The sequence below is a fragment of the Pseudoalteromonas sp. SG41-1 genome, from assembly GCF_014164575.1.
GTDB lineage: Bacteria > Pseudomonadota > Gammaproteobacteria > Enterobacterales > Alteromonadaceae > Pseudoalteromonas > Pseudoalteromonas rhizosphaerae.
The window spans coordinates 242,471-263,419 of sequence record NZ_JACJFL010000003.1; the positions used below are offsets into that span (position 1 = coordinate 242,471).

Sequence of the window (20,949 nt, forward strand, 5' to 3'; positions counted from 1 at the left end):
AGGGAGTTTTATGTTTTCTCGTTATTTTATCGACAGACCTATTTTTGCGTTTGTGATCTCAATTGTTATTGTGCTGGCGGGCCTGGCTGCCATGCGCAGCTTGCCGATCGCACAATACCCTGAAATTGCCCCACCCGTTGTGCAAGTGACAGCAGCCTATCCGGGTGCGTCGGCTGAAGTACTCGAACAAACCGTAGCCGCGCCGATTGAAAATGCGATTACCGGTGTTGAAGGCATGATGTATATGTCTTCAACCTCGACAAGCTCTGGTGCAACAACCATTGAAATAACGTTTGAAATTGGCACCGATATTGACCAAGCAGCAGTTAACGTCAATAACCGTGTAAAGCAAGTTGAAGCTCGTTTACCTGAAGAAACACGGCGCCAAGGCGTGGTGGTGCAAAAAGGTTCATCGAGTTTTTTGCAAGTTCATGCGTTTTATTCACCGGACGGCACTCGTGATAGTCTATGGACTTCAAACTATGTCACCCTGAATATTTTAGACCGTATTAAACGTGTTCCTGGTACAACGAGCGTACAAATTTTTGGCGCGAAAGATTACGCCATGCGTATTTGGCTGCGCCCTGATGTAATGAGTCAGCTCGGTGTTACTGTTGAAGAAGTCGCAGGGGCAGTTCGCAGCCAAAACTCTCAATATGCAGCAGGTTCGATTGGTGCAACCCCCACTTCACAATCAGCGCAAGAGCTGGTTTACAGTGTTACCGCTCAAGGGCGTTTATCAGAGCCTGAACAATTTGAAGAAATCATTATTCGTTCAAACCTTGATGGCAGTAGCTTACGTTTAAAAGACATTGCCCGTGTTGAACTTGGTGCAAAAGATTATAACTTCAGAGGCACTATCAACGGCAAAGAAGCAGTACTATTAGGTATTTTCCTACAACCTGGTGCCAATGCACTTGATGTAGCAGCAGAAGTTAATGGCGTATTAGCAGAGTTAACTCAGCAATTTCCCACTGGACTTGCTCACTTAAATTCGTACGATACCACCCGTTTTGTTGAAGTCTCGATCCGCGAAGTAGTGAAAACACTACTTGAAGCAATGGTGCTGGTTTTCTTAGTGGTGTTCTTATTTTTACAAAATTGGCGCGCCACACTGATCCCAACTCTTGCCGTACCGGTGTCATTACTTGGTACGTTTGCTGGCATGTATATGCTTGGTTATTCTATTAACTCATTGACTTTATTTGGTATGGTACTGTCTATTGGTATCGTAGTGGATGACGCCATAGTGGTACTTGAAAACGTAGAGCGTATCATGCACGAAGAGCATGTGAGCGCCCATGAAGCCGCAATAAAAGCAATGAAAGAAGTATCAGGACCTGTTGTTGCTATTGTTCTAGTACTTTGCTCAGTGTTTGTGCCAATTGCATTTCTAGGTGGCTTAACTGGCGAACTATTCCGTCAGTTTGCGATCACCATTTCAATTGCTGTGAGCTTATCTGGCATAGTTGCACTAACAATGACCCCTGCTTTATGTGTGCTTATTTTAAAACAAGAGCATAAACAAACCGCAAGCTTCTTTTTATGGTTCAACCGTGTATTTACTAAAATAACCAGTAAGTATGTGGGTGCTGTTGGTTTTATGGTGCGCCGTGGCGCATTAGGTTTATTGCTGATGATTGGTATGGTGTCAATTACCATTGGCCTTTGGAAAAGCACTCCAGGTTCATTAGTGCCTGATGAGGACCAAGGCTACTATATTTCAGCTATTTTCTTACCTGATGGCTCATCCCTTGAGCGTACAGAAAAAGTAGTGGCTGAAGTTATTAGCGCCGTACAATCTAATCCTGCCAATGAAAATGTGGTGGCATTTACAGGCTTTGATTTTATTGGCGGCGGTTATAAAAACAGTGCAGCCACCTTATTCGTCACCCAAAAACATTGGGATGAACGAGAGATTGATACTAAAAGTTTGGTTAATGAGCTGTTTATGAAAACTGCGCATATCAACGAAGCACTTGTTTTAGCGTTTAACCCCCCTGCTATTTTTGGTTTAGGGAGCACTGGCGGATTTGAATTTTATATTCAAAACAAAGGCGCAGGTGGCCCAGAAAAACTGCAACAAGCCATGGGCTCAATGATGGCTGAAGCACAAAAAAGCCCTATTTTAAGTGGCCTACAAACGTTGTGGCGACCAAATGCACCGCAACTTAAAGTTGATGTAGATCGTGAACAAGCCCGCGCGATGGGCATTGAAATTGACGATGCCTTTACAGCCCTTGCCGGCACACTGGGTACATATTATGTGAACGACTTCAATAAGTTTGGCCGAGCTTGGCAAGTACTTATGTCAGCAGAAGCTGAATTTAGAATGAAGCCTGATGACATTGGACGAATTTATGTAAAAAATAGTCAAGGTGCTATGGTTCCTATGTCTGCGTTTACTAATATTGAATATAGTCGCGGACCAGAAAGTCTAAATCGTTATAATAACTTGCCTGCGGTAAAACTGCTCGGTAATGCTGCACCCGGTTACAGCTCTGGCCAAGCAATTGCTGAAGTTGAACGTATTGCAAAAGCAGTATTACCACCTGATATGACCTACGACTGGACCGGCTCTGCGTATCAAGAAAAACGCAGCTCAGGTACCACAGGAATTGCTTTAGGCCTTGCGGTGATCATGGTTTTCTTAATCCTTGCAGCACTGTATGAGCGTTGGTCATTGCCACTCTCGGTGATGCTAGCATTGCCATTTGGAACCTTTGGCGCATTGGTATCAATCTGGTTAGTAGGCATGACTAACGATGTGTACTTCCAAATCGGCTTAGTGACCTTACTTGGTTTAGCCAGTAAAAATGCCATTTTGATTGTTGAATATGCATTGATGAAACATCAACAAGGTTGGAGCGCAAGCGCTGCAGCACTTGAAGCTGCCCGTCTTCGATTTAGACCCATCATCATGACTTCGATGGCCTTTATTTTAGGTGTAGTGCCATTAGTATTGAGCTCAGGCGCCGGTGCAGGTGCACGTCATAGCGTTGGTACTGGCGTTATGGGCGGCATGATGGCAGCAACCTTCCTTGCCGTGTTCTTTGTACCACTGTTCTTTTATTGGTTAACTGAGCGCAAACTTACTGAAAAACGCTCGCGAGCAGATTTATCCGATGAAATTGCAAGCCACCACAAGCGTGAACATGTCGACACCCAAGAGGGTAATTTATGATTTAAGCTCAGCTACAAAAATATAAGGGCAAACAGTGGTTTGCCCTTTTTTATGGTAATTTGATAACTAGCAATTTTATACTGTCGGCGCTACTATTAAACTATTGCGTCGAGGAGCCTTATGATGAATAGTGAAAAATTAACTGAGTTTGAGCAGTACTTTCAGATTGATGAAAGTAATCGAGTAAATTTATTTGCTGTTGACGATAGCAAAGTGCCTACTACCTTAGCGCAACTAGAAGCAGATATCCCACCGTTATTTAAATTGGCCAATGAGGTTAGTGAATTAGAGCAAAGCTCGTTAAGACCATTGCGTAGCCTTGGTGATTTGGCACAAGAGCTTGCCGTATTTTTACAAGCACAATCGCGTAAAATCGACTTGATCATGAGCCATATATTGGCCTCAGAGCAGCCCGAAGATAACGCCATTTATTGTGATAGCTACGGCGGTGGCGGTGTCAAACTAACCGATACAAAAGTCTACTCTATTGGCCAAGCATTTCGCACTAAATTATTTTTACAGCATGAAGCCTCTGCTATTTATTGTTACACCGAGGTAGTTGCAGTTAATAAGATTGACGATGAATACTACCAATACACCCTACTTTTTAAAGCCATCCGCGATACTGATCAAGAACTTGTGGTACGTGCTAGTTTACATGCACAAACCAGACAACTGAAAAAGCGTCAGCTGCTGCAACATGAAAGCGACAACTTTGATACCCAAGACACAACAGAGCCAACAAAACCAGAATAATATAGCTACTAGCAACCCTCATTTTGAAGTGGCTTGGCTATAGTTGAAATGCTAAACTAATAGCACCTTTGTTTGTTTATTAAATTCATGAACTTTAGACTTTTACCCGAATGGGCTGAGCAAGACGCCGTTATGCTCACTTGGCCACACCAAGCCACTGATTGGTGCGACAATTTAACCGCTGTAGAGCCTGTATACGTGCAATTATGTCAGCATATTTGTAATGCAGAGCAATTAGTGATCATCGCTCATGATGAAGCCTTAAAAACACACATTAGCCAATTATTGCGCAACAACGCTGTTGATTTGAGCCGCGTGCATTTTGTTGTTACTCCCTGTAACGATACGTGGGCACGTGATCATGGCCCATTAACCTGCGCCGCAGTTGCTGATAATAGCCAACTAAAAATTGTTGATTTTATCTTTAATGGCTGGGGTAATAAATTTACCAGTGAATTAGATAATAAAATTAATGCGGTACTAGTTAAACAACTTGCCGATACGCGCAATCAATACCAAGCGCTTGATTTGGTTCTTGAAGGTGGCGGTGTAGAGATTGATCAACACGGTGTACTATTGACCACCAGTGAATGTTTGCTTAATCCAAATCGTAATCCAGATCTAACCCAACAAGACATTGAACAGTGCTTGCGTGAACAACTTGGCGCCACCGACTTTTTATGGGTTGATCATGGCTATTTAGCTGGTGACGATACCGACAGTCATATCGACACTTTAGTGCGTTTTGCGCCTAATGATACCTTAGTGTATGTAAAGTGTGATGATAAAAATGACCAACACTTCAGCGCTCTTGATGCCATGGAAAAGCAGTTACAAGGTTTTAAAGCAACAACAGGTAAACCTTATACCTTAATTGATTTACCATGGCCAAAAGCCGTATTTAATGATGATGGCGACAGGTTACCTGCCACCTACGCAAATTATTTAATCATTAATGGAGCTGTACTTGTGCCTATTTATGCTGATGCCAATGACGAATTAGCCTTAGCACAAATTCAAACGGCCTACCCTGAGCATCAAATAATAGGCGTAAACTGCTTACCAATTATTCATCAATTTGGTAGTTTACACTGCATTACTATGCAATTACCCCGTGGATTTTTAGCTGGAGCATCATTATGAGCAGCCCTGCAAATTTAACCGTTGCCTTAGTGCAGCAAAGTAACAGTGATAATGCCGCACAAAACATGGCAAAATCAATTGCCGGTATTCGCGATGCCGCAAGCCAAGGTGCACAACTGGTGGTGTTACAAGAATTACATCGCAGTCTGTACTTTTGTCAAACCGAAGATGTTGATGTATTTGATTTGGCAGAGACTATTCCGGGCCCAAGTAGCGACACTTTAGCTGAGCTTGCAAAAGAATTAAGCATTGTTATTGTTGCCTCTTTATTTGAAAAACGTGCCACAGGGCTTTATCACAATACTGCGGTAGTGCTTGAAAAAGACGGCACAATTGCGGGTAAATACCGTAAAATGCATATCCCTGACGATCCAGGCTTTTACGAAAAGTTTTATTTCACTCCGGGTGATTTAGGTTTCGAACCAATTCAAACTTCTGTCGGCAAACTTGGTGTCTTAGTGTGTTGGGATCAATGGTTTCCAGAGGCTGCGCGTTTAATGGCAATGGCCGGTGCTGAACTATTAATTTACCCAACCGCAATTGGCTGGGATCCACGTGATGACGAAGGCGAGAAAACACGTCAAAAAGATGCGTGGGTAATATCGCAACGCGCACATGCGGTTGCCAATGGCGTACCCGTGATTAGTTGTAATCGTGTCGGTCATGAAAGTGATCCAAGTGGTCAAAGTGAAGGTATTCAATTTTGGGGTAACTCGTTTATAGCGGGTCCTCAAGGTGAACTGCTAGCAGAAGCCAACAACACTGATGAGCAACTGTTACTTGTTGAACTTGATCAAAAGCGTTCTGAAAATGTAAGACGCATTTGGCCGTACCTACGCGACCGTCGTATAGATCATTACCACGATTTAACCAAAATATATCGCGATTAAGAATAAATTAGCGCCTCACTAGAGGCGCATTAAAGGAGTAGTAAATGGCGTTTGCGCAATGGGCAGCCTTGCCTTGGGTAAAATCTCAAAAAGATAAAATTCAATGGGGGCAACTCACTGGCAGTGGTTTAAGTATTGCCATTGCACAAGGGGTTAAACAACAAGATGGCTTAGTGCTTATTGTTACCCCTGATACACCCAGTGCACTGCGCCTTGAAACAGAGTTGGAGTGCTTGCTACCCGAGCATCCAGTAATGATATTCCCTGATTGGGAAACGTTGCCTTACGATCATTTCTCACCCCATCAAGATATAATTTCATCGCGCTTAGCCACCTTAAATACTTTAAAAAAAGAACAACAAAGTGTATTAATTGTGCCTGTGTCTACCTTGATGCTACGTACCGCCCCTGCTTCGTTTATTTATGGTTCAACCATTAATTTTAAAGTCGGTGATATTCTCGATACCCACAAACTTCGCAGTAACTTAGAGCAAGCAGGCTATTTGCATGTGCAACAAGTCATGGAGCATGGTGAATACGCCATTCGTGGCTCGATTGTTGATTTATATCCAATGGGCAGTCCGCATCCATTTAGACTCGATTTTCTTGATGACGAACTTGATACCATTCGTTTATTTGATGTTGAAAGCCAACGCTCGGATGAAAAAGTCGATAAAATTGAATTACTACCTGCTCATGAGTTCCCTACCAACGAAGCCGATATCGAACGATTTAGAATAAACTACCGTGAAAAATTTGGTGCCAGCTCATCGCAAGATTCCGTGTATATGCAAGTGACCAAAGGCAATTGGCCTGCTGGTATCGAATATTATATGCCGCTGTTTTTTGAGCAATTAGCCACTATCTTTGATTACCTGCCAGATACTGCAACAGTGATGCAACTAGGAGATTTAGAAGATGCTGCGGAGCATTTTTGGCATGATATTAATGTGCGTTATGAAAACCGTCGAGTCGATCCACTGCGCCCGTTACTTGAGCCAGTTGCACTTTATCAACCCATTAATGAACTGTTTGAAAATTTAGGCAACTTTGCTCGCATTCGGTTATCGCAAGCAAAACTCGCGACAAAAGCAGGCAATAAAAATCTAGTCACCAGCGAGTTACCCGCAATACGCATTGATCATAAACTACATGAACCCTATCAAGCATTTATAAATTATGTAGCAGCGCAAAAGAAACAAAAAGGCCGTATCTTACTGTCAGTAGAATCCGATGGTCGCCGTGAATCTCTGCTCGCTATACTTAAACCCAGCGGCTTAAAGTTTAAAGAGTTTTCATCATTCGATGAATTTGTAAATAGCAGTAGCGATGTTGGCTTAATTGTCAGCCCACTAGAACAAAGTGTAGTACTTGGTACAAAGCCCGCATTATCCATAGTTACTGAACAAGAATTACTTGGCATTAAAGTATCCCAGCGTCGCCGTCGTAAACATAAATACGAAGCTAGCCAAGATGCACTCATCCGTAACTTAGCTGAACTTAAAGTTGGCCAACCGATTGTACACTTGGACCACGGTGTAGGCCGCTACCAAGGTCTGCAAACGATTGATGCGGCGGGACTGATCACTGAGTTTGTAACCATTACCTATGCCAATGAAGCAAAGTTGTATGTCCCAGTGTCAGCCCTGCATATGCTCAGTCGTTATTCTGGTGGCGAAGAAGCCAGTGCACCGCTGCATAAACTGGGATCTGATGCTTGGGAGAAAGCGAAAAAACGCGCGGCTGAAAAGGTACGTGATGTGGCCGCTGAATTACTCGATATTTACGCCCAGCGTCAAGCTAAAGCTGGTAATGCATTTGCCCTTGATGGTGCTGCTTATCGCGTATTTAGTGATGGGTTTCCATTTGAAGAAACTGACGATCAGCGTAACGCTATCGAAGCTGTGCTAGGTGATATGCAAAGTAAACAAGCAATGGATAGGTTAGTCTGTGGTGATGTAGGTTTTGGCAAAACTGAAGTTGCGATGCGCGCCGCCTTTGTTGCTGTAAACGACAATAAACAAGTAGCGGTTTTAGTACCAACTACCTTGCTTGCACAACAACACTTTGAAAACTTTAAAGATCGATTTGCCGACTTACCCATTGAAGTCGGTGTGCTGTCTCGCTTTAATTCGCCTAAAGAACAAAAAGACACCCTAGAAAAAATGGCTAAAGGTACCTTGGACATCGTCATTGGTACTCACAAATTGATCCAAGCCGATATTATCTTTAAAGATCTTGGCTTGCTCATTGTCGATGAAGAACACCGGTTTGGGGTACGTCAAAAAGAGAAGATAAAATCACTGCGTGCCGATGTTGACATTTTAACACTCACTGCAACACCAATCCCACGTACATTAAATATGGCCATGAGTGGTATGCGTGATCTTTCAATCATCGCGACCCCTCCTGCAAAACGCTTAGCGGTTAAAACATTTGTTCGTCAACGCGATGCAGATTTGATCAGAGAGGCGGTATTGCGGGAAATAAAGCGCGGTGGCCAAGTATACTTTTTACATAATAACGTTGAAACTATTGACCGCGTGGCAGAAGAAATTAGTGAGTGGGTACCTGAGGCAAGCGTCGCTTCTGCCCATGGCCAAATGCGCGAACGTGATTTAGAACAACTGATGAGCGAATTTTACCACCAGAAATACAACGTACTTGTATGTACTACCATCATTGAAACGGGAATTGATATCCCCACAGCCAATACAATTATTATGGATAGAGCCGATAAACTAGGCTTAGCGCAGTTACATCAGTTACGGGGTCGAGTTGGTCGCAGCCATCATCAAGCTTATGCTTACTTATTAACGGGTAATCCTAAAGGGCTGTCGAAAGATGCTGTAAAACGCCTTGAAGCCATCGAGTCACTGGAAGATTTAGGTGCCGGTTTTGCACTCGCAACCCACGATTTAGAGATCCGTGGTGCTGGTGAGTTGCTTGGTGATGATCAATCAGGACAAATGCAAACCATCGGCTTTAGCTTATATATGGAAATGCTTGAGCAAGCTGTGAAATCTCTTCGTGAAGGCAAAGAGCCTACCCTTGATAACTTGCTACAACAACAAAGTGAAGTGGACTTAAAATTAGCCGCTTTACTCCCTGAAGATTATATTCACGATGTAAATGCGCGACTAGGTATTTACAAACGGGTTGCCAGCTGCGCTAACCTAGATGATATGGACGAATTACAAGTTGAGCTGATTGATCGCTTCGGTCTGCTGCCTGATGCAACTAAAAACCTATTTAGTTTGCAGCAACTGAAACTCAAAGCCAGCGAATTAGGCATCAAAAAAATTGAAGCAAATCCAAAAGGTGGCTATTTTGAGTTTAGTCAACATACTAAGGTTAACCCTAGCTTCATTATAGGTTTGATACAAAGTGCACCTAAGGTGTATAAAATGGATGGTGCAAATAAGTTGCGCTTTGCGATCAATGAAGCGAATGCCCGCGAACGCTTAAAAATGGTCACTGCAATGATTGCGGATTTCGAAAAAAAGGTTAGCCATTAATGTTGCTTAAAAAATCTCTTATCCTACTATGCTGTGTATTTAGTAGCACAGCATTTGCAGAACGTTGGTTTGAAGTAGAAATACTGATATTCAAACAGCGCCCAGCCCCTTATTTGCAAGAAGACTTTAGCTTAGCTAAAGAACCAATTAACGCTAAACGTAGCATTGATTTACTGACACCACTTTATATTGAACAAGCTAAGCAGGAATGTATCAACGGCGACACTCGCTTTAATTCACAGTCGTTAACCGATTCTGTGATTGGTGTAAACCGCTCTAATTTGTGCGATAACAACATCGATTACCTGCGCAGTTATTCAGTGTTACCACTGAGCCCATTAGCGCCTGTTAAAGATGATATGGAGCAAACCTACTTACTTGCTCCCGAACAGCTACAATTTACATCACAGCAACAAGAACTACTGCGTAAAGGCCTCAAACCTATACTTCACACCGGGTGGCGTTTTGAAGGGGCGAGCCAATCTCGTTCTGAAAGTATTAAACTGTTTGGTGGTAAATTATTGCACGCACCTGTGATTGCGCAAACGCCACAGTATACAAATAATGACTTTATTAGTTTAGTCAGTCCTAATCAGTTCATAGCCCCTGCAATTGAGCAAAATGCAGATAAGTGGGAATTAGATGGCACTTTTAATATTTATTTGCGCCATTATTTATTTATTAATGCCAGCTTTGACGTAAATGAAATCCAAGTAACTGGTGAAATCCAACACGCTCGGTTCTCACAATTCAAACGTGTGATAAGTGGCGACATTCATTATTTTGATCATCCAAAAATGGGCATGATTGTACAAATTAGAAAATTTAACCACTAAATAAAGGAAGATGACCGAATGAAAAAACTTTTAATTATTGCTGCAACATTAAGCCTAGCAGCTTGCTCAAAAGTAAACTTAGATAATTACGAGAAAATCGAAATTGGCATGGACAAAACTGCAGTAGAAGCAATTTTAGGAAGCGCTGATAATTGTGTAGAAAAAACCCTACACACAAATTGCACATGGGGCGATGACAGTAAAAACATTGAAATAACCTTGGTATCAAACAAAGTATCTTTGTATAGTAAAACTGGTTTAGAAAAATAAACCATTGCAGTAGGTAGTAACGATGTTGCCACCTACTGACAGTTATTACCACCAATAGACAGGATAATGACGCTTAGGGTTACGTGATAAATTATTAACTAGCAACCCAACTAACAGCATAATTGTCGTACCAAACAATACAGGGCTTACGACATAGTAATAACCTAGCTGTTGTATACCGCTACCACCAATAACCGCAATCAAAGCAGTAGCGCCACCCGGTGGATGCAAAGTACGCGTTAAGTGCATAACCGCAACTGATAGTGAAACAGCCAAAGCACTTGCCAACATTAAATCGGCAGTTAGCAGTTTTGCCACAGTAACACCCACCAACGCACTGAGAACATGACCGCCAATAAGATTACGCGGTTGAGAAAACTCTGCCAATGGCGCACCGTAAACAAGCACAGCAGTTGCACCTAAAGAACCAATTAAAAATAAATTAGTTAACGGATCAAACTGTAAGCTTTTGCCAATTATTGCAACTAAATAAATGCCTAAAAATGACCCAATTAAAGACCAGATGATTTTACTCATCGGTTTACGTGGTGGACATTGACTGGTTGCGGCCATCCTGGAAATCAGAAAGCGCATATCACTCCCCCTCAAGCTGTGTAAAAAGAGGGAGATAATACCTGATAGATAAGAAAATCGACGACAACATTTATTCCATTTCGCTATAAATCAGTTCAATGCTAACTATTTTACTTCTATTTAAGGTGATTTTATAACGCTGGTAATTTATCTCTTCGTCATTTTGATATGAAAGCACTACATTTAGTTGATAGCGCCGCTCCACACTTTGTTTAGATATTTTATTATTATCAAGATGATACAGTTTACCTTCGCCTTTTTTTAAGTTCCGCGCAAACGCCGCTAAACTAAACTGCAAGGTCTGTTGCAAGCTATCATAACCAGGTAAGAACTCTTTTGCATTAACCCGTATTTCACTGGCAAAGTGCAGCCATTGCGCTGCTTGTTTATTTTGTTGACGTCGTTTTGAAAATATTTTTCGTACATCCTCTGGAATATGTTTAAAGCGTGTATATTCAAGCCAGATGTATTGTGTAGCTATTTTATCTTTGGTAACACTATTTCGAAATTGAAATCGCCATTTTGGGCGCCCTTTCACAATAGCTCGCCAAATAACTCGTGTTATGTCTTCTTTAAAAATTTCTCGCATCCCGTAAATAGCGCCCAAAATGATCACTAATGTTGCAGTCACTTCGGTAAATGAGATCCGCGCATTCAGAACCACAACCATAACAAGCGCCATTATAATCGCTGTAACGGTTCCTTTAACCAATCGTTTTAAATAACTATTAAGGTAACGAGTATTACGATTTAACACCACACCATGCTCAATCAAACGCTGTAGAAGACGCATCTTATTGGTGATCCGGTTTGCATCCTGAAGGGTTGATTCCGAGTTATATTGCAGCTCATGTCGATAATCTTGCTCGGCTTTACAAAAATTCATCAGATCATTACGCTCTTTCGCGTAATCACTGCTACGTGGCCCTTCGTCAAGTAATTTTAAAAACGACTGCTCAATATGCCAACTCAGATAGTTATCTGCATTGGTATAAAACGAGATCAGTTTTTCATCATCAGGTGTGTAACGCCTTAGCTTTTTAAGTAAGCTTTGACTTTGTTCACATAATTCAATAGCGCGCTGATAAAACTCATCAACTTCTTCAATCTTTAATGTATCTTTGATATCAGTATCAATCGCTAGGCGGACTTGATAACAATACAAATTGAGGTTTTGCCGATAGTCTTGTTGTTCACCTTTATTTTTACTAACAAAGCGACTGCGCACTAAAGGTAAATGGATATTATTGGCGTTATACGCTAAATACGATTTGAAGTGGTTATTAAAATACGATTCTTCTGTTAACGTTTGCGGATTGATGCCCATTTCATTCGGAATAGAAAAGTACATATCAATGCGCTGTTCAGAGCGCGGGCTCAATTCAGGTTCAATTATAAAGGATAAGTTTTCATCCTGTTTTAGCAATCAGCTCTCCTAATAAGTAAAAAGATGCATCTAGTTTACTGCCACACTTTCATTTGTTCAATAAAAAAGGCCTAGTAAACTAGGCCTTCATAAGAATCCAATATTCTTACTAATTAGAATTTAACATTCACACCAGCGAAGAAACGACGACCCAGTACATCGTATGTGTACGGGTCAGTGTTTGAATCATTATTACCTGTGTAGTAAGGAGGTTGCTTATCAAATAAGTTGTTTACACCTGCAGATAATGCAACAGTTTCATTGATCATGTATGAACCACTGATGTCATGGTAGATAACAGTTGGTGTAGACGGCGCATAACACGTGTCTTTACCGATACATGAGTAACTATCCATACCAGAGATGTAACGAGCTTGATACTGTGCATCCCAGTTATCGCCAGCTGCATTTAGTGTAAAGTTAGACTTAAGATCTGCATAGCCACCAATGTTTGAAGTTATCAAACCAGCGTAATCAACAGTATCATCAAGAACAGTTACAACATACTCGTCTAGGTAAGTAGTGTCTAAACCTGCTTTCCAGTTAAGGCCTGCAGCTTCAAAGCTATATGATAAGTTTAAATCTACGCCAGACGTTTCCTCAGCACCAACATTTTGCAGCTGATTGTTGAAACTAATTCGACCTGTGCTATCCATGCCGATATTAGCTGACTGACATAATACAGAATCAGCATTTGCAGTTGTTGCTAAACATTGATCGACAATATATTGCTCGTTAACTGATGCAATCGCATTATCAATCTCAATTTTGTAATAATCAATTGTCATGCTGAAGCCGTCAAACCACTCTGGCTCGTATACGATACCTGCTGTGAAAGTATCAGCTTCTTCAGGAGTAAGTAATGAGTTACCACCTACTGTTACTTCAGCTTGATCTTGTGCACCAGGGAAAGTTACACGTTCAAAAGAAGGTGAATTACCTGAATAAAGCTCAGAAACGGTTGGTGCTCGGAATGCTGTAGATACTACACTACGGAACATTAGTTCGTCATTTGCTTTCCATGTTAAACCTAGCTTCCATGTTTCGTCAGAACCAAATGTGCTGTAATCAAACGCACGGATTGCAGCGCTAAGCTCTACGTTTTGAGCAAATGGTGCATCAGCAAGTAATGGGATTGCAAATTCAACATACGCTTCATTTACGTCAAAGCCGCCAGCGGTTGGTTCAACCATAGGGTCATTTGCAAGGCCTTGCGCTGTTAGTGAATCTGGTGTGTACCATGCTTTCTCTTGACGGTGCTCAACGCCCGCAGCAAAAGCAGCATAACCTGCTGGTAATTCAAACATTTCACCTGATACAGATGCTGAAACTATAAATAACTGACTACCACCATTGTTTACTTCAGTGTAAACATTTTTACGGAAATCTTCAGATGTCCATGCAGCTTGATCAAGCGGGTTAAATGTACCTTCAGTGATTTGTTCTTGGATAGCACCCATATTGTGAAGGTTGGCTGTCTTATCAACAGAATCGTTACGACCGAAGTTAGCTGACACATCCCATGAGTAATCACCTACAAAACCTTCTGCACCAATTACCGCACGAACAGTGTCTACTGACTGTTCGAAATAACGAGGGCCAGTGTCTGACATACGACGCCCATAAGAGATATCATCACCATATGCGTAGTTTAATGTGTCAGTAATATATTTACCGTCTGCATCACGATCTGCAAGACCATCGCCATTGCGGTCAACTTTACCTACATAAGTTTGACCAAGTAATGAATCGCCCATATTTTCATTGTACTTGAAATCAAACCATACTGGCTGTGCAGCCATTTGCTGTTGCGACCAACGTTTTGTGTAGGTAAATTCCGTAAATACACGTGTATCGTTTGAAATTTCATAACTTGCAAGGCCAGTTAAGTTCAAACGCTCCATTGGCGTGTATAAGTAGCTATCTGGCGCAAAGTTATAAAGGTCTGAATCTGTATACGGATGGAGTCCACCAAGGCCGCCTAAACCATCATCGGTTGGGGCAAGACCTGAAGTAACAGGGTTACCATCAGCATCAACTGTTGAACCATCTTCATTTACATCACCAATTACACCACCTTGCCAAATATGGCCACCTGGGCTGTATGGAGAACCACCGTTACAATTTAGACCGTTAGCACCTTCTGCAATAGGACAACTTGAGAAATCACGATCTGATTGCTTTGCTTTACCACGGTCAGTGTACTGCATACCGATAACAATGTTACCTTTATCGAATGAAGAACCAACTGTAAAATCGAATGAACTTTCAGTTGCATCGCCTTCGCCTGTGATTGCCGAGTTGACGTTCATATCAAGGCCTTCGAAATCATCTTTTAGGATGATATTCACAACACCTGCAACCGCATCCGTACCATATACAGCAGATGCACCATCTTTAAGTACTTCTACAGATTTGATCATTGAAACAGGGATCGTGTTTAGGTCAACAGTTGATGCAGCGCCAGTACCTGAGGCAATCATACGACGACCGTTTACAAGTACTAATGTTCTACTAGAACCTAGTCCACGTAAATCAATACGTGCATTACCACCAGAACCATTGTTAACGCCAGGGTTTGTCATTGCACCGCCTGTGGCGGTCATTTTTTGTAATACGCTATCGATGCTTGTGGCACCCATTGCTTTAATATCATCTGCGCCAATTAATGTAACTGGGCTAGCGTTTTCCATATCTGAACGCTTAATGCGAGAGCCCGTAACTTGGATTTTTTCAATTGATTGGGCGCCATCTTCCGCAGCCACTGCTTGCATTGTTGAAAACATAGGGATAGCTGTAACTACAGCTAAACCGATAATAGATTTTTTCATGTGAAACCCTACTTGTTGGAGAAATACCTTGCTCAGGTAGCGCTCGTTTTATTTGAGAATATCGAGTCAGCGAGGGCAACTTAGGCGGACTTAACTGAATGAAATCTGAATGAGCGGTTAATAATTACCTTCGCAATTATTGATAAACCCGCAATAGGTACATTGGTTAATGAATGTTTCATTGTTAACTAGTTAATACACCTTATATTCAAATACTTAAGTGCGAAGAAAAACATTTTAAACATGTATGAAATCAAACTAATGGACTTTGTAATTATATGTAATTAACGTATAAAAATACCTAAATCAGAAAACTTCACAAGTTAATCACATCATTTTATTAAAACTGCAAAACTGACCAACAACTGCTAACCATAGTTATGCAATAATTTTGCGTATTTAAGCTCTATGCAACTTTTTTGATAGCAATATAGTGGGGTTTAGCTTTGTTCATTGCAGCTTAATGTCAAAATAAGGTGGTTTTATGCGCACTCTATAAATTTAACTGAAAATATAAAAATTCAAGGCGAGACTTAAACTAGAAACCCTGATTTACAAATAGATACTCAACTTAATATGCAGCGTATTATTTCAGTAAATATTGCTTTGAAGTGTTTTGAACCGTTAAAGGATCAATTAAGAAATGGGTCCAGTGCATTGTTAATGCATTAAGTCAGCTAATACTTAGCAAATGAAGGTAACAAAAATAGCGTGTTTGGATAGGCAGAATAAGTGATAACGGACATTTGCAACTCTATGCCCTAAGCTTCGGATAGCAACTTTTTTAACCAACACTCCGATTTAATATGGATTAAACTGATATCAATAAGTCGCATCAAAGTAATAAAATACATGCTTAAGTTGACCCTGTGGATTTTTAACTTCGAGTGTCAATTTCCAGGTCATATTGCGCTCGGAACAAATACCAACCATACTTTGTGCGACTAAAATATCGTCAAGCGGCTCAAACAACACCGGAATATATCCCATATACATAGTGATGCCTTCAAGTTTTGCACTGTGAACTAACAATGAGCTTGGTAACGATAAATTTATCTCAAAAGGCGTTTCTGGCGTTATTTGTTGCTCACTCAACCAAATTTTTACCTGATTATCATACTCGCATAACTGATTTGGCTGACAGATTGCACCTTGGCGTTGCTCTTCTATACTTAGCGATTGTGGGCCACATGCAATTAACAGGTTCAATACGCTTAAAAACACAACTAAAAGCTTAATTGGCATAATATTCCCTAGATAAAGTAAAGGCTGATACTAATCAGCGCAGTGTTAAAATACAACCACAGAACTAAATTCTTACACAAATGTACAAAAGTGCATCAAAAAATAACCAACTGCATGTGAAAAATTGATTGATGTCATAATTTTATGCAATTGACCTATCTTTTTTAGGCCAAAAATTTTATCATTTCCCCGCAAAAATAAGGGTTTCTCGAGTTTGTTTTCTGAAGCAGTCAAAGCTTTGAGGGTTTTTGATAACATACTTAAGAATAATAGTAGGCCCCACTTTATATAGTGGGTAATTCATTTCTAAACGCATTTATTGCAGCGGAAGCCAGAAAATGAGCCAAACAGTAGCATCACAAACTGAGTACAACTATAAGGTTGTACGCCAATTCGCTATTATGACAGTGATTTGGGGCATCGTTGGCATGAGTATTGGGGTTCTGATTGCTGCCCAATTAGCTTGGCCAGCACTTAACTTTGATACACCATGGTTAACATACTCTCGACTACGTCCGTTACACACGAACGCAGTTATTTTCGCATTTGGTACAAGTGCACTATTCGCGACATCATATTATGTCGTGCAACGTACTTGCCAGACGCGCCTTCTCTCAGACAAATTAGCCGCCTTTACCTTCTGGGGTTGGCAGTTAGTTATCGTACTTGCGGTTATCACTCTACCTCTAGGTATAACAAGTTCAAAAGAATATGCTGAGCTTGAGTGGCCAATCGATATCTTAATTGCTGTAGTGTGGGTTACCTATGCGGTTGTGTTTATGGGCACCATAGCTAAGCGTAAAGTATCGCACATTTATGTCGCTAACTGGTTTTATGCTGGCTTTATCATTACTGTTGCAGTGCTTCACATTGTAAATAGTATGGCTGTGCCTGTATCGTTAACTAAATCATACTCAATCTACGCAGGTGCAGTAGATGCGATGGTTCAGTGGTGGTACGGTCATAACGCTGTAGGTTTCTTATTAACGGCTGGTTTCTTAGGTATGATGTATTACTTTGTACCAAAACAAGCAGGTCGTCCAGTTTATTCTTACCGTTTATCTGTTGTTCACTTTTGGGCTTTAGTATCACTTTATATTTGGGCAGGCCCTCACCACTTACACTACACTGCACTTCCTGATTGGACACAGAGTTTAGGTATGGTTATGTCAATCATCTTATTCGTTCCTTCTTGGGGTGGTATGATCAACGGTATCATGACGCTATCTGGCGCATGGCATAAACTACGTACTGATCCAGTACTACGCTTCTTAGTTGTTTCATTGTCTTTCTATGGTATGTCTACCTTTGAAGGCCCGATGATGGCGATTAAGTCTGTAAATGCCCTTTCTCATTACACTGATTGGACTGTTGGTCATGTTCATTCTGGTGCACTTGGTTGGGTTGCGATGATTTCTATCGGTGCTATTTACCACCTTATCCCAGCGTTATTTTCTCAAGGTCGTATGTATAGTATTAAATTGGTTAACACACACTTTTGGTTACATACCGTAGGTGTTGTTTTATACATTGTAGCAATGTGGATTTCAGGGGTTATGCAAGGTCTAATGTGGCGCGCAGTAAATGCTGACGGTACATTAATGTACAGCTTTGTGCAGTCACTTCAAGCATCACATCCATTCTATGTTATGCGCTTCCTAGGCGGTGTGTTCATCGTGGTAGGCATGCTGGTTATGGCTTATAACGTTTACCGTACTATTTCTGCGAAGAATGATTCGTTGAAATTAGATGCGCAAGCACAGTTAGCATAACGGAGTGAGATGATGAGCAATAATAATTCACAAAACAAACATGAAATAGTCGAAAAAAATATCGGCCTTATGGCTATCTTGACTGTTTTTGCTATCAGCTTCGGCGCACTAGTAGAGATAACTCCACTGATGTTCCAAGATGATACAACAAAGCCAGTCGATGGTTTACGCCCACTAAACGCGCTTGAAATGGAAGGCCGTGATATCTATGTACGTGAAGGTTGTTACAACTGTCACTCACAAATGATCCGCCCTTTCCGTGACGAAGTTGAACGTTATGGTCACTACTCGGTTGCTGGTGAGTCGGTTTGGGATCACCCATTTCAATGGGGTTCTAAACGAACTGGTCCAGACCTAGCACGTGTGGGCAAACGTTACTCGGATGACTGGCATTATGCTCACTTAGTGAATCCACGTGCTGTGGTTCCTGAGTCAAACATGCCAGGTTTTCCTTGGTTAGCAGAGGATCGCGTTGATACTAGCCTTACTCTGAAAAAGCTTAAAATTTTCCGTGATACATTTGCTATTAATCCACAAAATCCAGCTCACCCTGGTTTAGGATATGGTAGTGATGAAGAACTAATCGCTGACGTTGCTAAAGTTGATGCTATGAATGACGGTAAGGGTGCAACAGAAATGCAAGCCCTCATTGCTTACTTGCAACAACTTGGCACGCACTTGAAGTAATTAATTATGGATTACGGAACATACAGAGGCATTTTAACTCTGGTAATTTTAGTACTATTTATTGTCATTGTTGTGTGGGCATATAGTAAGCGTAGTAAAACACGTTTTAAAGACGCCGCTAATGTCATCTTTGAAGATGAGAAAAAACATAATGATACAATCTCTAACGAGGAAAAGGGGTCTGAGAAATGACTAGCTTTTGGAGTATATGGGTTATTGTATTAACCCTTGCATGCTTATTTATCATTTTTGGATTACTAGTGTGGAATTTAACAAACTACACTGGTGTTAAAGAAGGTGAAAGCTGCGGGCACGAATTTGATGGTATTGAAGAACTAAATAATCCACTACCTAAGTGGTGGACTTACATGTTCTTTGCAACATTTGTATGGTCAGTTTATTACTTAGCAGCATATCCTGGCCTAGGTAACTGGGAAGGTATTGCTAAGTGGAGCAGTTCTAACCAGGGTATAACCTCTTTAGCTGAATCTAAAAAAGCAGTTGAAGAAGCTAAAGCGAATGGCGAATTTGTAAAGCTTGATGCGGAATATCGCGCTGCAGATGAGCGTTTTGGTCCTATTTTTGCGGCTTATGCTCAGCAAGATATTGAAACACTTGTTACTGATGAAAAAGCACTGGAAATTGGTCAGCGTTTATTTGCTCAAAACTGTTCACAGTGTCATGGTTCTGATGCTCGTGGTGGTCAAGGCTTCCCTAACCTAACTGATAAAGATTGGTTATATGGCGGCACGCCAGATAAAATCAAAGAAACACTTTTATATGGTCGTATTGCTGCAATGCCACCTTGGGGTGCTGCATTGGGTGAGCAAGGCGTTAAAGAAATGACTGCTCATGTACTAAGCTTATCAGGTCGTACCGTTAACCAGAAAGATGCAGCAGCAGGCGCAGCTAAGTTTGCAATGTGTGCTGCGTGTCATGGTGCTGATGGTAAAGGTTCAGTTGCACATAACTTACCGTTTGGTGCACCTAACTTAACTGATAACATCTGGCTGTATGGTGGTTCTCAACGTGCTGTTGAAGAAACACTTAATAACGGCCGTGCCGGTGTTATGCCTGCATGGAAAGATATTTTAGGTGAAGAAAAAATCCACCTATTAACTGCATACGTTTATAGTTTATCGCAAGATAAATAATTAAAATGTTAATGGGTTGTTTATATTTTAATGTTTTAATTCAATAGATTAATTAAGATCAAAAAAGCCTCCATCTGGAGGCTTTTTTTTAGTCTTTTCAATTTAAATCCTATAAAATGCCCTTATCGCAAAACAAATTAAGTGTATTTATGACCTCTACTCCTTGGTATAAAAATTTCTGGCCGTGGTTTTTAATCTTTTTTCCGCTAGTTGCCATCATTGGCTGTATTTCCCTCTTTATAACTGCGATCGGCAATGGCCCTGATATGGTGGTTGATGATTACTATAAAAAAGGCAAAGCAATTAATTTAGAATTGAGCAAATTTGATAAAGCCAAAGCGTTATATTTACATGGGGAATTAAACGTCGAAACAGACAAAGTAAGCTTTAAATTCAATAAAGGGGATACCAGTAATATCCATTCTTTAAAGCTATCGTTTTACCACCGTACAATCCAGGCCCATGATTTTAGTACTCATTTAACCCCTAATGCAAATGGTGAATTTACAGCAATTATTGATCCATATAGTGATGGTACTTATACTGTATTTATTGAGCCAATAGACGGTAGTTGGAAGTTAAAAGAAAACATCACTTTGCCAAGTAAGCAAAGTATTACCATAAGTCCTGAATATAAGTAGTA

Annotated in this window: 16 protein-coding genes; 12 read left to right on the plus strand and 4 right to left on the minus strand. The window is 41.0% G+C overall.

Features of this window, described 5'->3' with window-relative positions; all coding sequences use genetic code 11:
- The first annotated feature begins 10 nt into the window (after positions 1 to 10).
- The 7 genes from H5203_RS04215 (at position 11) to H5203_RS04245 (ending at position 10,597) form a co-directional block, all read left to right on the plus strand.
- The gene (locus H5203_RS04215; RefSeq protein ID WP_145233548.1) at positions 11 to 3,184 is read left to right on the plus strand and encodes an efflux RND transporter permease subunit; all 3,174 of its coding nucleotides are present in this window, start codon (positions 11 to 13) and stop codon (positions 3,182 to 3,184) included.
- Between the two features lie 123 nt (positions 3,185 to 3,307).
- Positions 3,308 to 3,940 (plus strand): PilZ domain-containing protein, encoded by a 633-nt coding sequence (locus tag H5203_RS04220; RefSeq protein WP_145234077.1) that lies wholly within the window; start codon positions 3,308 to 3,310, stop codon positions 3,938 to 3,940.
- A gap of 87 nt (positions 3,941 to 4,027) precedes the next feature.
- Positions 4,028 to 5,083 carry an agmatine/peptidylarginine deiminase gene (locus tag H5203_RS04225; RefSeq protein ID WP_145233546.1) on the plus strand — a complete coding sequence of 352 codons (1,056 nt, stop codon included), beginning with the start codon at positions 4,028 to 4,030 and terminating at the stop codon, positions 5,081 to 5,083.
- Positions 5,080 to 5,973 (plus strand): carbon-nitrogen hydrolase, encoded by an 894-nt coding sequence (locus H5203_RS04230; RefSeq protein ID WP_145233544.1) that lies wholly within the window; start codon positions 5,080 to 5,082, stop codon positions 5,971 to 5,973. Before H5203_RS04225 ends, H5203_RS04230 begins: the two co-directional genes overlap by 4 nt.
- A gap of 44 nt (positions 5,974 to 6,017) precedes the next feature.
- Positions 6,018 to 9,491: a transcription-repair coupling factor gene (gene mfd / locus H5203_RS04235; RefSeq protein WP_145233542.1), complete on the plus strand. Its 3,474-nt coding sequence runs from the start codon at positions 6,018 to 6,020 to the stop codon at positions 9,489 to 9,491.
- On the plus strand, positions 9,491 to 10,327 hold the full coding sequence (locus H5203_RS04240; RefSeq protein ID WP_145233539.1) for a peptidoglycan binding protein CsiV: 837 nt from the start codon (positions 9,491 to 9,493) through the stop codon (positions 10,325 to 10,327). Before mfd ends, H5203_RS04240 begins: the two co-directional genes overlap by 1 nt.
- 18 nt (positions 10,328 to 10,345) lie before the next feature.
- Positions 10,346 to 10,597 carry a DUF3862 domain-containing protein gene (locus H5203_RS04245; RefSeq protein ID WP_145233537.1) on the plus strand — a complete coding sequence of 84 codons (252 nt, stop codon included), beginning with the start codon at positions 10,346 to 10,348 and terminating at the stop codon, positions 10,595 to 10,597.
- Positions 10,598 to 10,642: 45 nt separating this feature from the next.
- Here the strand turns inward: H5203_RS04245 and H5203_RS04250 are convergent, their stop codons facing one another.
- From H5203_RS04250 to H5203_RS04265, 4 genes are all read right to left on the minus strand, one after another.
- A complete protein-coding gene (locus H5203_RS04250; protein ID WP_145233523.1) occupies positions 10,643 to 11,191 on the minus strand; it encodes an HPP family protein in 549 nt (182 codons plus the stop codon).
- A 70-nt stretch (positions 11,192 to 11,261) separates the two neighbouring features.
- On the minus strand, positions 11,262 to 12,617 hold the full coding sequence (locus H5203_RS04255) for a hypothetical protein (protein WP_145233521.1): 1,356 nt from the start codon (positions 12,615 to 12,617) through the stop codon (positions 11,262 to 11,264).
- A 113-nt stretch (positions 12,618 to 12,730) separates the two neighbouring features.
- On the minus strand, positions 12,731 to 15,448 hold the full coding sequence (locus H5203_RS04260; protein ID WP_145233519.1) for a TonB-dependent siderophore receptor: 2,718 nt from the start codon (positions 15,446 to 15,448) through the stop codon (positions 12,731 to 12,733).
- An 822-nt stretch (positions 15,449 to 16,270) separates the two neighbouring features.
- The gene (locus H5203_RS04265) at positions 16,271 to 16,693 is read right to left on the minus strand and encodes a hypothetical protein (protein WP_182819412.1); all 423 of its coding nucleotides are present in this window, start codon (positions 16,691 to 16,693) and stop codon (positions 16,271 to 16,273) included.
- Between the two features lie 338 nt (positions 16,694 to 17,031).
- On the opposite strand from H5203_RS04265, the gene ccoN reads away from it, so the two are divergent.
- From ccoN to H5203_RS04290, 5 genes are all read left to right on the plus strand, one after another.
- The gene (gene ccoN, locus H5203_RS04270) at positions 17,032 to 18,465 is read left to right on the plus strand and encodes a cytochrome-c oxidase, cbb3-type subunit I (protein ID WP_145233514.1); all 1,434 of its coding nucleotides are present in this window, start codon (positions 17,032 to 17,034) and stop codon (positions 18,463 to 18,465) included.
- A gap of 12 nt (positions 18,466 to 18,477) precedes the next feature.
- Positions 18,478 to 19,152, plus strand: coding sequence for a cytochrome-c oxidase, cbb3-type subunit II (gene ccoO / locus H5203_RS04275; protein WP_145234075.1), 675 nt, complete (start codon positions 18,478 to 18,480; stop codon positions 19,150 to 19,152).
- Between the two features lie 6 nt (positions 19,153 to 19,158).
- Complete coding sequence (locus tag H5203_RS04280; RefSeq protein WP_064667100.1) at positions 19,159 to 19,344, plus strand: cbb3-type cytochrome c oxidase subunit 3; 186 nt, start codon at positions 19,159 to 19,161, stop codon at positions 19,342 to 19,344.
- Positions 19,341 to 20,306, plus strand: coding sequence for a cytochrome-c oxidase, cbb3-type subunit III (gene ccoP, locus H5203_RS04285; RefSeq protein ID WP_145233511.1), 966 nt, complete (start codon positions 19,341 to 19,343; stop codon positions 20,304 to 20,306). The genes H5203_RS04280 and ccoP overlap by 4 nt, the downstream gene beginning before the upstream one ends.
- Positions 20,307 to 20,455: 149 nt before the next feature.
- Entirely contained in the window at positions 20,456 to 20,947 is a 492-nt protein-coding gene (locus H5203_RS04290) for a FixH family protein (protein WP_145233509.1), read from the plus strand.
- Positions 20,948 to 20,949: the final 2 nt, after the last annotated feature.

Excerpts from the sequence above, each read along its gene's own strand:
- ccoO (WP_145234075.1), top strand. The coding sequence starts at position 18,478 with ATGAGCAATAATAATTCACAAAACAAACATGAAATAGTCGAAAAAAAT.
- H5203_RS04280 (WP_064667100.1), top strand. The coding sequence starts at position 19,159 with ATGGATTACGGAACATACAGAGGCATTTTAACTCTGGTAATTTTAGTA.
- H5203_RS04230 (WP_145233544.1), top strand. The coding sequence starts at position 5,080 with ATGAGCAGCCCTGCAAATTTAACCGTTGCCTTAGTGCAGCAAAGTAAC.
- H5203_RS04250 (WP_145233523.1), bottom strand. The coding sequence starts at position 11,191 with ATGCGCTTTCTGATTTCCAGGATGGCCGCAACCAGTCAATGTCCACCA.
- ccoN (WP_145233514.1), top strand. The coding sequence starts at position 17,032 with ATGAGCCAAACAGTAGCATCACAAACTGAGTACAACTATAAGGTTGTA.
- mfd (WP_145233542.1), top strand. The coding sequence starts at position 6,018 with ATGGCGTTTGCGCAATGGGCAGCCTTGCCTTGGGTAAAATCTCAAAAA.
- H5203_RS04240 (WP_145233539.1), top strand. The coding sequence starts at position 9,491 with ATGTTGCTTAAAAAATCTCTTATCCTACTATGCTGTGTATTTAGTAGC.
- H5203_RS04265 (WP_182819412.1), bottom strand. The coding sequence starts at position 16,693 with ATGCCAATTAAGCTTTTAGTTGTGTTTTTAAGCGTATTGAACCTGTTA.
- H5203_RS04215 (WP_145233548.1), top strand. The coding sequence starts at position 11 with ATGTTTTCTCGTTATTTTATCGACAGACCTATTTTTGCGTTTGTGATC.
- H5203_RS04220 (WP_145234077.1), top strand. The coding sequence starts at position 3,308 with ATGAATAGTGAAAAATTAACTGAGTTTGAGCAGTACTTTCAGATTGAT.
- H5203_RS04260 (WP_145233519.1), bottom strand. The coding sequence starts at position 15,448 with ATGAAAAAATCTATTATCGGTTTAGCTGTAGTTACAGCTATCCCTATG.
- H5203_RS04290 (WP_145233509.1), top strand. The coding sequence starts at position 20,456 with ATGACCTCTACTCCTTGGTATAAAAATTTCTGGCCGTGGTTTTTAATC.
- H5203_RS04245 (WP_145233537.1), top strand. The coding sequence starts at position 10,346 with ATGAAAAAACTTTTAATTATTGCTGCAACATTAAGCCTAGCAGCTTGC.
- ccoP (WP_145233511.1), top strand. The coding sequence starts at position 19,341 with ATGACTAGCTTTTGGAGTATATGGGTTATTGTATTAACCCTTGCATGC.
- H5203_RS04225 (WP_145233546.1), top strand. The coding sequence starts at position 4,028 with ATGAACTTTAGACTTTTACCCGAATGGGCTGAGCAAGACGCCGTTATG.